Source organism: Desulfovibrio inopinatus DSM 10711 (genome assembly GCF_000429305.1).
GTDB lineage: Bacteria > Desulfobacterota > Desulfovibrionia > Desulfovibrionales > Desulfovibrionaceae > Alteridesulfovibrio > Alteridesulfovibrio inopinatus.
On sequence record NZ_AUBP01000002.1, the window covers coordinates 144810 to 159428 of the forward strand.

The following is a 14619-nucleotide window of genomic DNA, read 5'->3' on the forward strand; positions in this document are numbered from 1 at the left end:
GAGGATCAATCTTCATAAGAAGGCGGAAACCGCCACATCCGAGCCGTCTGACTAAAAGCCTTTAGGTTATCTCCTTTGCGGTGATTCTACTGAGCAACCGATGTTGATTTCGATATTTGCCAGAAAGTAACACTTTTAATGAGGGAGGTTAGTCTCATGTGCCGACGCCCTGAACGCCAGTTTCTTGAACATATTCAGAAAAATTGTGGTGATTTCGTACCTGCTTGGCCCATAGGTCAACAGATTAAGCTTGGTGATATTGTCGAACTTGTTGATGAAAAACGGGTTAACTACTTGGGGTCCATTTTGGATCCACTATTTGGTATTGGGGTTGATGTCCAAGAAGGGGATTCCGTTGACTACATGAATTGGCAAAAGACCACGGAACTTACAGTAGGATTGGACATTTCGGTACCCTTAATTTCAAATGTGGGCGCAACACTCTCCATTGGTTTCGGAAGTAAGGGGAATTTTCTTTTTGTTCTTCGCGACGTCGTTTTTCAGCGAATTCAGAATTTGGTCTCCGTTCGTAGGGAGGCTCTCCGTAAAATCTCTCCTGAATATTTTCTTGGAAAATCTGTTTTTCTTGTCACGGAGGTCGCTAGGGCGGGCTCCTACGCATTGGCCATTTCCAATTCTAGCAATGCTCGCCTTGAGATTACTTCCGATGCGGATCTTCAACTTGGTATTGAGGATCTTGCCAGGGTCGATATCGGCTTGAAAGTGGTTAGCGAAACTGACATGGCCTACACAACCATCGCCAACACAGGCGGGGACATTCTTGGTAAGGTTGAGATGATTCAAGGTAAGCCAGAAGCGAGACGAGAGTTAACTTTGGCCAATCCTCTCTTCGCTCATCTTGGGCAACGAGATTTCATCTATGCAATTCCAAAGACTCTGGCGGATAAAAGCGAGACAGACAGCCTCTTTGAATTTGCTCCCATAGGCCTTGGCGAGATCATTGAGGTTGTGAAAACTCAAAAACAAATCGCGAGAAAAGGTGCTCAGTCAGTGGCGCTTCTGCGCAGACAACAAAATAAGATATATGAGAAACAAAGGCGACTGGCATTATTGGTAGGTATTAATAACTACAAAAGAGAGGAGGACAGGTTGTATGGTTGTGTTAACGATGTCGTGAATATTCGCAATGTGCTTAAAACATTCTATGGCTTTATGAATGATGACATTCGTGTACTCGTTGATGATCGTGCTTGTAACGACGACATTCTTCACCGTCTTGAATGGATGGTTGCCAATGCCAAACCGGGGGATACGTGCGTATTCCATTTTTCAGGCCATGGGTCTCAAATTCTCGAAAGAAACGATTTTGACGAGCTGGAAGACGGTCTTGACGAATTGATTTGTCCCTGGGACATAGATTGGCATAAAAACATCTACATCACTGACGATATGCTCGCTGCTATTCTCAGCGATTTACGCGAAGATGTACATTTTGAGGCCATTTTGGATTGCTGTCACTCCCAAAGTGGGCTTAAAGAAATGAGCTTGCAACCCGCATCGGAACTTATCCCGAATACGGGTTCCCGGAGTAGGTTTATTTCTCCTCCAGTCGATATTGTTTCTCGTTTTGAAGGCGCAGAATTGAATCTGCAGACGAGTCATTTCAAACAGATCCAGACATCGGAATCGAAACCTCTGTTGTGGGCTGCATGTCAGGATTGGCAAACAGCGGCGGATGCTACGATATCGGGTTCTCGTAATGGAGCCTTCACTTACTTCTTATGTCATCACATCAGGCAATCTCAAACGCAGATATCTCGAAACGACTTGATCAATCGAGTTCGCGATTCACTGTTACACAATCGATTTGCGCAAATCCCCGAGCTTGAATGCGACCAGCGCTATCGAGATAAACCGTTGTTCAGTCGGTAAAAGCCTGCTGCAGTTTTGCCTCCGCACATAAAGGCGGAGGCAAAACGCAGTTGAATATTATCTCGTCAGGTTTGACGGCGCTACTGCTCTTCAATCCGACAAAACAGAAGAGTCTCTATTCGTTAACGCCTTATACTAAAAGAAGAAAGGTGATGACATGCAGGTCGTAACCAAAGATGCTCTCCGGACTGGGGACATTTTCTTATATCACTCCGAGTCATTTCTTGGCGGTATGATCCGTTTATTTGATGGTAGCGAATATAACCATGCGGGCATATTCGACGGCGAAAATGTTATTGAATCTCTTGGGGGCGGCATTACGACAAATACAATTTCGGAAAGTACTTGTAAGAACAAGTTCGTTGATGTTTTCCGCTTCCGCAATGATGCTGGAAAGCAGCTTGGTGATGCTGGTATTCCCACTCAAAACGTGACAGATACTATACGTCGTTATGTGAATGATGGCGATCGCTACGCTTTCGAACAAATTCTGCTTTTGGCGGCTCTCGCCACTACAAGGCGTTTCCCTTTTGGGGGTTGGGTTCCCGGGCTCTCCAAGTTTGTGCGCCAAATTACCGATGCTGCGGCGAGCGTGTTGTCTAAATTAATGAGCATGAACAAAGAACCCCTTATCTGCTCGGAACTTGTATATCGATGCTACGTCGAATCGGGGGAAGAATTCTTTATCAACATCGTGGGAGCCGATATTTTAGCTCAACGTTCTATCGGGCATACTTCAACCACGCTAACGCATCAATTTGACATAAGTTCTCAGAAGGAAATGAGCTCCACCGTCATGCAGGATTTCGAGGAAGCACAGTTGGCGAGCTATGAATTTTTGGAGACTTGGCAACGTGTCTCGCGAACTGCTCCTCTCGCACGCAGTGTGCCGGACGTTCAACAAAACGAAGTAGGAGTAGTGCAAAGTCGAGCTATAGCGGATTTTGTGACCCCCAGAGATCTCAAACAATCACCGAACACATATATTGTTGGGCGCTTAGCTTTATAGCGGGCTGGAAATAGAACAAAAGAAAGGTTCTGTCTTTATCGTTATTGTTTTCGATTCAATAGTCTCATGCGGTGAGTCTTATTTCTCGAAACTCAAAACGAAAAGGAAAAAAGAATGGCACTTCTTTTTCCGAGTAAGGCTCTGGTCACAGAAGGAATTGCTTGAACAGCTCTTTTCGACTTACGAAAAACTCGATGAAGATTTGAAGGCAGAGCTTCCTTTGAAACGGATATGGACTGTTACTCCTCAAGATCAGTCATAATGCGTTTCCCGTCTCAACCAAAGGGAACGCGAAAGAAGGTCGGTTCGCTAAAAAGCTACACCACATATTGAACGAAGGCTCATCCGGGAATTATGAGTCTATCCTAAATGATTTCGATTCCCTCATAAGGGCTTTGAGATACGGTCTCACAGGCTCCGCAGGCCCAGCAGATGGGGCATGGTTTCAATCCAAGTGCAGTGCGGATGTCTTCGGGAAGGTCTTCATGGATACGGCAGGGTATACCGAACACCGTTTTGAACGCTTCCACGCAAACCCGCTGGAGTTCGTCTAAAGGAATGGTTTGTTCACATATTGACTTCATAGAAACCATGCGCACGCCATCAATGCCGCAAGGGTTGATCATATTGAAATGATTTAGATTCGTTGAGCAATTGAGCGCGATACCGTGATAGCAGACACCCCGAAGCACGGCGACGCCGAGGGAGGCGATTTTGTCCGAAGGGCTGGTCCACACACCGGGAAAGCCTTTTTTGATGAGCCCTGAGATACCATAATGGGCCAAGGCCTCAATGACCATGGACTCCAACAAATGGACGTATTCTTTGATACCCAGCTTACGGGTCCGCAGATTGAGAATAGGGTATATGACCAGCTGACCTGGTCCATGATACGTGGCAAGACCGCCACGCTCTACATCGTATATGGTAATTCCTTCTTGAGCCAACTGATCAGCGGAGGCAAGGATATCACTTCGTTGGGTGCGACGTCCTGTGGTGATGACGGGATGATGCTCCACGAAAAGGAGCGTCTCCGGGCCCTCCCCGGCAATGATCTGCTCCACAAGTTTTTTTTGCAGAGCATGACAGATCTGGTAATCGAGACTCCTCAGCCATAGAACACGAATATCATGCTGTTTTGTCATGGAGACACCCGAGCAGGAATTTTGAACTCTTTTATCTTCCGGTAGATCGTCGCTCGGCCAATCCCCAGGAGTTTTGCCGCCTGGGAGAGATTGCCGTCGGCCTGAGCAATGGCCTCTGTCACCACTTGTCCTGTCAGATTTTTTGTTCCTGTCGGAAGAATCGTCTGAGTTGCGGGCTGGACTGCCGTGGTCTCCGGAATATATCCCGTGGGTTCCTGTGGGCGCAATATACGGCTGGGCAGGTGTTCCAATAAAATAGCCCCGCCTTCGGCCAAAATGATAGCTCGCTCCAGGCTGTTTTCCAATTCACGGACATTGCCGGGCCAATTGTATTTCAAGAACGCATCCATAACCTTGAAGCTGACACGTGGCTTGACCAAGCCCATACGTTGCGCTTTTTTCGTCAAAATGTGATCGCAAAGCAGTTCAAGGTCTCCTCGACGCTCACGCAAAGGGGGAATGAAGAGATCAACCACGCTGAGGCGGTAATACAGGTCTTCACGAAAGTTATCCTGTTCCACCTCGTGGAGCAGGTCCGTGTTCGTTGCCGCAATGATATGGACGTCTATGGAAATGGTACGGGTTCCTCCCAAACGCATGATTTCGTTCTGTTGGAGCACTCGTAAAAGCTTGGCCTGCATGTCCAGAGGCATGCCGTTGATTTCATCAAGAAACAGAGTTCCCTTGTTGGCGAGTTCGAACTTGCCGATCATGCCTTCGCGTTTTGCTCCGGTGAACGCGCCGGGGACATATCCGAAGAGTTCCGATTCAATAAGATCGTGCGGAATGGCCGCGCACGAAATGGCGACAAACGGCTCATGAACTCGACGGCTGGCGTTATGTATGGCCTGCGCAAAGAGTTCCTTCCCCGTACCGGATTCGCCGGTAATGAGGACCCTGGAATTGATTTTTGCGGCAATGCGGGCCAATTCAATTTGTTTCGTCAGCGATGTCGATGAACCGATAATGTCCGTGAACTGGTATTTGGCATAGTTGCCACCCAGTTTCTTGGCCAATTGTTCGACTTCCTGCGTTTCGGAAAGGCGGATCAACGCACCGTTCACCCCGTGGTGGCTTTTCAGCGGGTCCACAGAACAAAGAAAGTTTTTCTCAATGGCAGCAAACAACACTTCTTTGCTGCGAAACGGTGTTTTACTATGAAGCGCCAAGGCCAACGGGGCGTTCGGCGCAACGAAATCCAGAATGGAGCGGCCTTCCAACTCTTGGTGTTCCAGGTCGAGCATGTAAGCAGACATGGAATTGCAATGCGTCACCCGCAAGGATTCGTCCAACGCAATGATGCCCTCGGACATCGAGTCGACGATCTGAGACAGCATCGTATTGAGACGAATCTTGTCATGATTGAGTCGCTTTTCCCGCAACTGTCCTTCAATCGATTGCGCCGCGGAAATGATCAACGGCAACGTGTGCGGTTGACTTTCGGACATGGGGCCGGACAATGTCAGTGCGCCCATGACATCGCCATTCACATCCAAAAGAGGGGCGGATGAGCAGGTCCAGCCGTGAATGCTGGTACGGAAATGCTCTGGTCCCACCAGTTGCACCGGTTCGCCGAGTTCCAAACACAGGCCGATGGAATTGGTTCCGGCATGGTCGCAGGAACGCAAACAACCGGGGAGATAGTGATTGGCCATGGCTTGTTTCAGAATGTCTCGACCACCGGTAGCGGCAAGTACATAGCCGCTTTTATCTGCCAAGGTGATAATGTACCCGGTGTCCCGTACCGAGACTTCAATAATCTTCAGTGTAGAAGCCGCGGCCTGTACCAATTCTGCATTGGCCTTCCACAGCTTTTTGAACTCGGCCCCCTTCAGGCTTTGCGGCCCGACTTTTGCGTAGGGGTCTAAACCAAGTTTTCGGCATCGTTTCCAAGATTGTTTCACTTCTTCGCGGACCGAGTCGGGCCTCGGTTCTCGCCCATAAACCACCACGGCTTCCCATGCTGCAGACAATTCCTTCAAACGTTCGGGAGCAATCCATGGGTGAGACACATCAGACATATCCACCTGCGCTTGCGACTCTGTAAACTGTTCGATGGAGCTCTGCACTAACATGATGTGCTCGCCTTGTGAAACAGTCTGTCAGCCTTATAGGAACTCCGTACAAAAGAGCCACAAGCAGCGTCGGTAAATCCAATTTTTATAGAAAGCTCTTTGAATGAATTGAATTCTTCTTCTGTAATGTATCGTTTGACAGGGATATGCTTCGCTGAAGGCTGTAGGTATTGCCCTAATGTCAACACATGGCATCCCGTATTCCGAATGTCGCGTATCGTTTTCACTGTCTCAGCTGTTGTCTCACCGAGGCCGACCATCATGCCTGATTTGACAATTTGTCCCGGTCGCGATGCGGCGCGATGTAATACTTCCAGGGAACGCTCGAACCGGGCTTGAGGACGCACTTGCTTATAGAGGCGAGGAACGGTCTCCACATTGTGGTTGAACACTTCTGGTTTCGCGTTCAACACTCGCTCCAAGGCCGGCCAGTTTCCATTGAGATCCGAAAGGAGCACCTCTACAACAGTGCCGGGGCACATCTCTCGCACCGCTTCTATGGTGTCAATAACATGCGATGCTCCGCCATCATCTAAGTCGTCTCTAGTCACCATCGTCAATACGCAATACTTGAGATCCATCCGTTGCACGATCTCCGACACTCGTTGCGGCTCTGTTAAATCAACCGGGGCAGGCAATTGCTTGCCAACAGCGCAAAAACCACAGGTTCGGGTGCATCTTGGACCGAGCAAAAGAAATGTGGCTGTTCCTGCGCTGTAGCATTCGTATTGATTCGGACAACAGGCCTCGGCACAAACTGTATATTGTTCTCCCAATAACTGCGTAACACAACTTCCATCTCGACTTCCCACAGTTTTGATTCGTAACCAGTCTGGTCGTTTCATATCCATCATAACTCCAGCTCAAATGAAAATGCAGAAGGAAGGGTGCCCGATACGCCCGTTAAATGGGGGCTAAAGCAACAATCATACCATGTGTGAAGTGACAAAGGCGAAGAAATGACATCCAAGAAAAACAGATCTTACCAGCTGTTTCCCAGTTTTCTCTTTTGAGACACGTGAGGCAAAACTTGTCTCAAGGTGTCTCATCACTGTCTCTTGAGACATGTGGTGAGACATTGAGTTCTCAGAGAGAATACTGTGCTACCTCGATGTAAAATATCATTTTATCAAAAATCACAGTATATTATATGACTTGATCGATCTATCAATCAATTTGGCATCCATTTTGCCTTTAGCCTCACTGTACATTGCGAAATGAGAATCAACTCTTCGGAGGAATACATGCCAATAGAACGAGAAATCTTACTGCAGATGTACCAATCCATGGTCACCATCCGCCAGTTTGAGGAGCGGATTGCGGATCTCTATGCCAGAGGGTTGGTTCCCGGTTTGGCTCACTTGTATACCGGCCAAGAAGCCGTAGCCGTAGGGATTTGCTCAGCCCTGCGTGACGACGACTACATTACCAGTACGCACCGGGGACACGGTCATGTCATTGCCAAAGGCTCCAAGCTCAATGAGATGATGGCCGAACTCTTCGGTAAAAAGAGCGGATACTGTAAAGGCAAGGGCGGCTCCATGCACATCGCAGACATGGATATCGGCATCCTGGGTGCCAACGGCATTGCGGGCGGCGGTTTACCTATTGCCACAGGCGCGGGCTGGTCTGCCAAGTGGCGAAAGACCGATCAAGTATCAGTTTGTTTTTTTGGTGACAACTCTTCCAACAATGGAACGTTTCACGAAAGTCTCAACCTGGCAGCTCAATTTAAACTGCCTGTAATTTATGTTTGTGAAAACAATCTTTATGGCATTTCCAATCCCCATGAAAATCAAACGCCTATCCGTGATCTGTCGGTAAGAGCCATGGCATACGATATGCCGGGGCAGACTGTAGACGGCAATAGCGTGCTTGAGGTTTTCGAAGCAGCGCAAAAGGCGGCCAAGCGAGCCCGAGCACAGGAAGGACCGAGTCTTATCGAGTGTAAAACGTATCGCTGGCGCGGTCACCATGAGGGCGATCCCAATCAAGGAGAGCGGTATCGTTCCCGTGAGGAAATAGCACAATGGCGTAAAAAAGATCCCGTTGAGCGGTTCGCCAAATATTTAATCAAAGAAAAAGAAGCCACGAAGGCCGAACTGGCCGAGCTGGATGACGCCGTGACCGCGCGTATTAACGAGAGTGTAGAATTCGCACGTTCTTCTGAATTCCCTCTCTTGGAAGAACTGTATCACGATATCTACGTAAACGAGGGCTAGTTTTATGAGACAGATTACCTACTGCAAAGCACTCAACGAAGCCCTGGATCAATGTATGGCGGCCGACGATGCCGTGGTCCTTCTGGGTGAGGATATTGGACAATTCGGCGGTGTATTTCAGGTTACTGCCGGTCTGATGAACAAATATGGCAAAGAGAGAGTCGTGGACGTGCCCATAGCCGAGGCTGGTTTTGTAGGCGCGGGCGTGGGCGCTGCGCTAACGGGCATGCGCCCGGTGGTAGAGATCATGTTCATGGATTTCACGACAGTATGCATGGATATGATCGTTAACCAGATGGCCAAAATGCACTATATGTTCGGCGGTCGAGGGAAGGTACCCATGGTCCTGCGTACCAATATCGGCGCGGGGCGAGGAACGGCGGCTCAACACTCTCAATCCTTGCAATCTTGGTTTATGCAGGTTCCTGGGCTTTATGTAGCCGCTCCGGCCACGCCCTACGATGCGAAGGGCCTGCTGATTGAAGCCATTAGAAATGATAATCCGGTCATGTTTGTAGAGCATAAAAAACTGTACATCACGAAAGGAGATGTACCGGAAGAAGACTATACCGTTCCATTCGGCAAAGCGGCAATTCGCCATGAAGGATCGGATATTACAATCGTCGCAACGTTGGCCATGGTCCAGCGTGCTTTGGATGCTGCAAAGCTTGCCGCTGAAAAAGGAATCAGTGTGGAGGTTATTGATCCTCGCACCCTGGTTCCTCTGGATAAAGAAACCATCCTGAATTCGGTGAAGAAAACCGGTAAAGTGATTGTGTCCGATGAAGGACATAAAACATGCGGCGCAGCAGCCGAAATTTCGGCCATCATTGCTGAAGAAGCAGTGGAATACCTCAAAGCGCCCGTTGTCCGGGTCTGTTCACCGGATACTCCGGTACCTTTTTCTCCTCCCCTGGAGCAGGCTTTTATTCCCGACGTTAAAGATCTCATGCCCGCTATTGAACGGTTGGCTCAATATTAAAGGGGAATCTCATGGCTGTCGAAATCGTCATCCCCATGCTGGGCGTTACCGTAGAACACGGTACAGTGGTCCAATGGCTGAAACAGGAAGGGGACTCCATTGAGAAAGGCGAAATTCTGTTCGTCGTGGAGACGGAAAAAGTCACCACGGAAGTGGAGTCGCCCGCTTCGGGAATTCTCGGTCCGATTTTGATCCCGGAAGGCAAGGAAGTTCCCATTTTGACCGTGGTTTCCCATGTCCTGGAAGCAGGAGAAAGCAGTCCGGCGACGCCGGTTGCATCCGCTCAAGAAACCACTCCGGCCCCCGTTTCGGAAACGCCGTCGACAACGCAAGAGCAGGTTGTACCGGCGCAGGGTGTGACCGAAGTTGTTCTCCCGATGCTGGGCGTTACGGTAGAAAAAGGCATGATTACGCAGTGGTTGCACCATGAAGGTGACACCGTGCAGCAGGGCGAGCCCCTCTTTATCGTAGAAACCGAAAAGGTGACTACCGAGGTGGAAGCGCCAGCCTCGGGGGTGTTGGCTAAAATCCTCTATGGCGAAGGAGTGGAGGCCGATCTCCTCACTGTTGTGGCGTATATCGCCGAGCCGGGAACGGATTTTTCCGGATTAGGGGACATCACTCCATCATCGGCCACACAGGGCGATGAAAATGTAACTGCTCCTTGTACTGTACAGCATTCGACGCCGAATGTTTCGGACTCCGGCATTGTTCGGGCCGTACCTGCAGCGCGACAATTGGCCAAAGACAAGTGCATCGCCTTAGAGACCGTTTCTCCCACCGGCCCGACCGGTGAAATCCTGTACAAGGATGTTCAAGCCGCGATTGCACAACAACCCAAGGCTTCAAGTTTGGCCAAAGTTGAAGCGGCTGCACAGAACGTGAATTTAGCAGAGGTCCAGGGGACGGGAGTACGCGGTCGAATCATGCGGGCCGATGTACAGAACGCGGTGCAAGCCGAAACGTCTCATGCGCAAACCGCCGTACCGACCGCATCCAACGGATCCAACGTCGTGCCTATGAACACGATGCGCAAGGTGATTGCGCGTCGCATGTGCGAATCAAAGTTCGGCGCTCCACATATCTATTTCTTTATGGATATCTGCCTGGATTCGCTATTGACCTTTCGCAAACAAGTGCTTGCCCAATTTGAGCTGGATACTGGAGTGCGAATTTCGATCAATGACTTTCTCCTCAAAGCTGTAGCCCTATGTCTGCGGGAATTTCCCGAGATTAATGCCTCATATGAAGGGGGCGGGGCGGGAGAAGCCATTCGCTACAACGAACGAATCAATGTGGGAATGGCCGTCGCTCTCCCCGGCGGACTGATCGTCCCGGCCTTGGCCGATGTGGACACAGCCGGTTTGGCGGAAGTGGCGCAGCAACGAAGCGATCTTGTCGCCCGCGCCCGTGACGGGAAGTTGACCATAGACGAAATGACACGCGGCACCTTCACCGTCTCCAGTTTGGCCCAGACGGGGGTTCGACAATTTACCGCGATCCTCAATCCGCCACAGTCCGGTATTCTGAGCGTGCCCGCAACGAGAGAAGAATTGTACCTGGAGGACGGTCAAGTGAAACAACATAAAGTCACGACGCTTGGGCTTTCGGTAGACCATCGTATCGTAGACGGTTCCATGGCGGCCGACTTCTTAAAGAGTTTAAAGATCAAGTTGGAAAACCCGGCTTTCACTTTCTTGAAGATATAAGGATATGACCATGTTCGATCTCATTATTGTCGGCGGTGGGCCCGGCGGCTACGTGGGCGCGATTCGTGCGGCACAACTGGGCATGTCCGTCATGGTTGTGGAAAAGGACGCACTGGGTGGAACGTGCTTGAATCGCGGCTGTATTCCGACGAAGTCCTTCTACAATGACAGCAAACTCTTCAAACAGGCGAAATGTTCCACCGTACTAACTGGAAATGAGCAGTTGGATATCTCGGTCGGCGCTGTGGTAGCGCGCAAGCGCTCCTTGGTGAAAGGCCTGGTGGGTGGCATCGCCGGGTTGTTGCAAGCTAATGGCGTGCAGGTGACGTGCGGTTCGGGGCGGATCAACGGAACCGGCTCCGTGACGGTGCAGGCTCACGACGGTTCGACCACAGACTATCAGGCCAAACATATTTTGCTGGCTACGGGATCACGCCCCCAGGTTTTGCCCTTTCTGACCGTGGACGGGCAGTTGATCCAGACGACGGATCACGCCTTGGATGAAGAGAATGTACCCGAACGGATCGCGATCATCGGGGGGGGAGTCATCGGTGTGGAAATGGCGGGCATTTACGCGAATATGGGACGCCAAGTCACCATCTTTGAAGTGCTGCCCGAGCTGATTATGACCGAAGATGCAGAGGTGAGCGCCCTGACGCGAAAGAAAGCGCAACAGCTAGGTATTACCCTCCACCTAGGAACAAAAGTTACCTCCGTAACTCCTCTGGATGGCGCTCTGTCTGTCTCTTTTACAGATTCGTCGGGTCAGAACGCTTCCATAACGGTTGACCGGCTGTTGGCTGCAACGGGGCGGGTTCCTTGTCTGGAAGGCGTTGACCACCTCGGTCTCGCTATGAACGGACCATTCCTTAAGGTGGATACGACGTTTCAAACCAGCCTATCCGGGGTCTATGCCATTGGCGACGTCATCGGCGGCATGATGTTGGCACACAAGGCCTCAGCCGAAGCCGAAGCGACCGTAGAGATGTTGGCTGGTCATCTGACGAACGCTCCCAAGATGCTCATTCCGAGCTGTATTTGGGGTCCAATAGAAATCGGAAGTGTCGGGCTGACGGAAGACCAGGCCAAAGACCAGGGGATTTCGGTTTCCATTGGACGTTTTCCATACAAGTTCAGCGGTGCGGCTGCTGCAAAAGGGGTAGGGGATGGATTTGTAAAAATTGTGGGCGACAGACATAGCGGCGAAATTTTGGGGGTGCACATAGCCGGTGAGGGGGCCACCGAGATGATTGGTGAAGCCATCTCTCTCATGGGTGTCGAAGGCGTCGTAGAAGATTTACACCATGTAATCAAACCCCATCCAAGTCTTTCCGAAACCGTGCTTGAAGCGGCTTTGGATTGGTCTGGACGGGCCGTGCATACCCCGCCTCGTAAACGTTAACGCATCGTGCAGACGATGTACGTCTTGGAGGTATACAATGCATTATAATCAACCACATGCCACCGCCACATGGGGCACAATGGGTACTGACTGGGAACGAGGTGTCGATTTTAGCGGCCTCATTCAGGAACGATTCGAACGTGCCCAGCAAGCGGTCAACAACAAAGGTTTGGGTGCTGTCCTGACCTTCGATTTTGACAATATTCGCTACATTACCGGTACACACATCGGTGAATGGTGTCGCGATAAGATGAATAGGTATGCACTTTGTCCCAGCAAGGGCAAACCGTATCTCTTTGATCCGGCGCTTCCGGCCAAACGCATAACGTGCCCATGGATGGAAGATCGCATGGAGGCACCTATTTCCAACATGTGCGGTTCCCTGCCTCCAGCCATGGATGTACAAAAAGCCTTCGCTCGTCAGATCAAACGCGTTCTTTCGGATTACGGTCTTGCCGACCAGCCTTTAGGTGTTGATTTGATCGAGCTGTCCATGCTCCGCGCCTTGGAAGATGAAGGTATTACCGTCGTTGACGGGCAACAAGCGATGCTGGACGCGCGTGAAATCAAGACCGCCAATGAAATCGAACTGCTGAAACAGGCCGCTTCCATGGTTGATGCGGTCTACGAAGACATCGCGCGAGCCATTCGTCCCGGTCGAAGGGAAAATGAGCTTGTCTCTCTGGCGAATGAAAAGCTCTTCCTGCTTGGTTCGGAACGGGTAGAATGCGTCAATGTGGTTTCCGGCGCCCGTGGCAAACCGCATTCCCACACCTTTGCCGACCGGATCATTCAGCCCGGCGACATGGTTTTTCTGGACATCATGCACTCGTTCAATGGCTACCACACATGCTATTATCGGACGTTTATCTGCGGCAAGCCTAATAAGTACCAAATCGAAGCGTATGAAAAAGCTTCAGAATGGATTTCCGCAGGTATCGACGTCATTAAAGCTGGTGTGACGACGGCGGATGTGGCTGAACAATGGCCTCAAGCCAAAGAATTTGGATACCGCAATGAAGACGAGGCGTACCTGTTGCAATACGGTCACGGTATCGGCCTTTCGCTGTGGGAACGTCCCATTTTATCGCGTCGTTTTAATTTCGAGCATCCCACGGAAATCAAAGAAGGTATGGTCTTTGCCGTGGAAACATGGTGTGGAGCGGCCGATGGATCTGGTGCGGCCCGTATTGAAGAAGAAATCGTGGTTACGAAAGATGGATGTCAGATCATCACCAACTATCCCAGCGATCACCTCATCTCGTGTGGATTGCCTGGATGCGAGGTGTATTAACGTTTGTGAAGCGACCTTTTGTGCGAATTCTATTGAACAATTTGTGATTGTTCATGCAAACGATAACGCAGTCGGAGGGAATAATGTCTGATTACGCAAAAGCTCAAGTTTTCAAAATGTCGGAATTGCCTTCATCTTGTCCCGCAAAACACATCGACACCGAAGCCTTTGTGCTTATCCCCAAAGAGACCGGTGCCAAACACTACACGCTGTTTTGTACGGAAGTCCATCCCGGCGGCGAAGCCGAGCTGGATACCCATCCTGGGCGCGAGCACTGCTATTTTGTCCTTTCCGGTGTGGGTGATGCGGAAGTGGATGGTGAGAAATTTCGCCTCCGCGTAGGTGATTGCCTGTGGATTCCTCCTGGAGCAGAGCACGGCGTCAAACCTGTCGGTGGTCAGACGTTACGCTTTGCCGTGGTTGTTTCTCCGCCGCCCTGGAGTGATCCTCTGCCCGAAAGCAACGACTACGCCCCGGCCAAAGTTTTCAGCATGGAGGAGTTGCCCTCAGCCTGCCCGCCCAAACACATCGACACCGACGCTTTTGTTCTTATTCCCAAAGAGACCGGTGCCAAACACTACACGCTGTTTTGTACGGAAGTGCGCCCCGGCGGTGAGGCCGAGTTGGATACCCATCCCGGCCGCGAGCATTGCTATTTCATCTTGTCCGGAACGGGAGACGCCGAAGTGGAAGGTGAAAAATTCCTTCTCAACCCGGGCGATTGCTTGTGGATTCCTCCAGGAGCGGCTCACGGCGTGAAACCTGTCGGTGGTCAGACATTGCGCTTTGCTGTGGTGGTGTCGCCCGCACCGTGGACGGAGTTGTAGTATCGATACTTCATGCACGGAGAGGGGGTTCTTCTCCGTGCTTGGTTCTCAATGAATTTCA

General features: G+C 50.6%; 11 protein-coding genes. 8 read left to right on the forward strand and 3 right to left on the reverse strand.

The genetic code is table 11. The features are described 5' to 3' along the window. Positions 1–156: 156 nt before the first annotated feature. Both G451_RS0103020 and G451_RS0103025 read left to right on the forward strand, forming a co-directional pair. The gene (locus G451_RS0103020; RefSeq protein ID WP_027183108.1) at positions 157–1893 is read left to right on the forward strand and encodes a caspase family protein; all 1737 of its coding nucleotides are present in this window, start codon (positions 157–159) and stop codon (positions 1891–1893) included. A gap of 157 nt (positions 1894–2050) precedes the next feature. Beyond that, on the forward strand, positions 2051–2902 hold the full coding sequence (locus tag G451_RS0103025; protein ID WP_027183109.1) for a C40 family peptidase: 852 nt from the start codon (positions 2051–2053) through the stop codon (positions 2900–2902). Positions 2903–3267: 365 nt separating this feature from the next. Here the strand turns inward: G451_RS0103025 and lipB are convergent, their stop codons facing one another. The 3 genes from lipB to lipA are packed head-to-tail and all read right to left on the reverse strand — an operon-like array spanning position 3268 to position 6967. Then, positions 3268–4047 (reverse strand): lipoyl(octanoyl) transferase LipB, encoded by a 780-nt coding sequence (gene lipB, locus G451_RS27220; protein ID WP_051261070.1) that lies wholly within the window; start codon positions 4045–4047, stop codon positions 3268–3270. Beyond that, positions 4044–6122 (reverse strand): sigma-54-dependent Fis family transcriptional regulator, encoded by a 2079-nt coding sequence (locus G451_RS27225; RefSeq protein ID WP_051261071.1) that lies wholly within the window; start codon positions 6120–6122, stop codon positions 4044–4046. The genes lipB and G451_RS27225 overlap by 4 nt, the downstream gene beginning before the upstream one ends. Further along, on the reverse strand, positions 6116–6967 hold the full coding sequence (gene lipA / locus G451_RS0103040; RefSeq protein ID WP_051261139.1) for a lipoyl synthase: 852 nt from the start codon (positions 6965–6967) through the stop codon (positions 6116–6118). The genes G451_RS27225 and lipA overlap by 7 nt, the downstream gene beginning before the upstream one ends. Positions 6968–7366: 399 nt before the next feature. Between lipA and G451_RS0103045 the strand changes: the two genes are divergently transcribed. The 6 genes from G451_RS0103045 (at position 7367) to G451_RS27235 (ending at position 14558) form a co-directional block, all read left to right on the forward strand. Further along, a complete protein-coding gene (locus tag G451_RS0103045; RefSeq protein WP_027183111.1) occupies positions 7367–8344 on the forward strand; it encodes a thiamine pyrophosphate-dependent dehydrogenase E1 component subunit alpha in 978 nt (325 codons plus the stop codon). Positions 8345–8348: 4 nt separating this feature from the next. Next, entirely contained in the window at positions 8349–9326 is a 978-nt protein-coding gene (locus tag G451_RS0103050) for an alpha-ketoacid dehydrogenase subunit beta (RefSeq protein ID WP_027183112.1), read from the forward strand. Positions 9327–9337: 11 nt separating this feature from the next. After that, entirely contained in the window at positions 9338–11035 is a 1698-nt protein-coding gene (locus G451_RS32185; protein WP_051261072.1) for a 2-oxo acid dehydrogenase subunit E2, read from the forward strand. Positions 11036–11045: 10 nt separating this feature from the next. Further along, positions 11046–12437, forward strand: a complete 1392-nt coding sequence (lpdA, locus tag G451_RS0103060; protein ID WP_051261073.1) for a dihydrolipoyl dehydrogenase — start codon at positions 11046–11048, stop codon at positions 12435–12437. A gap of 37 nt (positions 12438–12474) precedes the next feature. Then, entirely contained in the window at positions 12475–13731 is a 1257-nt protein-coding gene (locus tag G451_RS0103065) for a M24 family metallopeptidase (RefSeq protein WP_027183114.1), read from the forward strand. An 83-nt stretch (positions 13732–13814) separates the two neighbouring features. Then, complete coding sequence (locus tag G451_RS27235) at positions 13815–14558, forward strand: cupin domain-containing protein (protein ID WP_034640515.1); 744 nt, start codon at positions 13815–13817, stop codon at positions 14556–14558. The last annotated feature ends 61 nt before the right edge of the window (positions 14559–14619 follow it).